The organism is Bradyrhizobium sp. MI1.7, from assembly GCF_055811795.1.
The window spans coordinates 1-1,093 of sequence record NZ_JBVVPO010000212.1 but is presented as its reverse complement, the minus strand read 5'-3'; the positions used below and the strand labels follow the sequence as shown (position 1 = coordinate 1,093).

Below are 1,093 nucleotides of genomic sequence, written 5' to 3'. Positions count from 1 at the left end.
CGTTCGTTTAGCTGACGAGCCACTTTGTTCAGATGGGCTTGCGAATGCACCGACAAGTCGGTGCCCTTTGGAAAGTACTGTCTGAGCAGGCCATTGGTATTCTCGTTCGACCCGCGCTGCCACGGGCTTTGCGGGTCGCAAAAATAGACATCGATGTTGGTCGCCATCGTAAAGCGCCGATGATCCGTCAGTTCCTTGCCCCGGTCCCAGGTCAGGGACTTATACAGCTCTTTAGGTAGCTTCTTCGCCTGCTTGATGAGCGCGTTGACTACAGTCCGGGTGTCCTTGCCTGCCACCCTGGCCAACATCACGTAACGCGTTTGACGCTCGACCAAGGTCGCGATGTAGGTGTTGTTCGGCCCGGACAACAGATCGCCCTCCCAATGGCCAGGCACAGCCCTATCTTCAACCGCAGCCGGTCGCTGACGGATTGAGACGGCATCCTTCATGTGTCCCCGTCTATCGCCATTCGGATCAACCGGCCTAGAGCGGCGCATCGAACGCCTCGATCGAAGATGACTAAGCAGCTCTTTCTTGAGCACGCCACGCGCTTGGACAAACAGGCTGCGGTAGATGGTCTCGTGTGACACCTGATTACACTCGTCTTCAGGATACGTTCTCTTCAGCCAACCGGCTATCTGCTCGGGTGACCAATCTAATCTGAGCTTCCTTGCCACTGCCTGCCGAAGCCGCGGATTGGTCGCCAGCTTACAACATTTTGGACGACGGGATCGTGCCCAGGCATTCTCGTCCGCAAGTGTCGCCCGGTAGCGGTCATAGCCGCCATTGCGGCTCATTTCCCGGCTCACCGTCGATGGGGAGCGGCCAAGTAATTTGGCGATCGACCGGGCCGATTGATGTGCCGTAACGCCTCTGGAAATCACCTCGCGTTCCGCAAGCGTCAATGCCAGCCTGGAGCGACGCCGCTCCGCAGGACGAAACCCTCCATGCGGAGCAACTAGAAAATAGATCGACGATGACTGCTTACCAAAAGCTCGCCCGATCGCCTTCAGTGACTCCCCGCGCTTCCACCGGTCCCATAACTCCGTCTTTTCTGCCGCAGTGAAACCTCTATGAAATCTCCGTTCCATCC

1 protein-coding gene is annotated in these 1,093 nt (G+C 57.5%); it reads right to left on the bottom strand.

All coding sequences use genetic code 11. The annotated features are described in order from the left end of the window. On the bottom strand, positions 1-1,091 hold a 1,091-nt coding region (locus AC0L3X_RS47165), incomplete at its 3' end, for an IS30 family transposase (protein ID WP_473317611.1). Positions 1,092-1,093 lie beyond the last annotated feature (2 nt).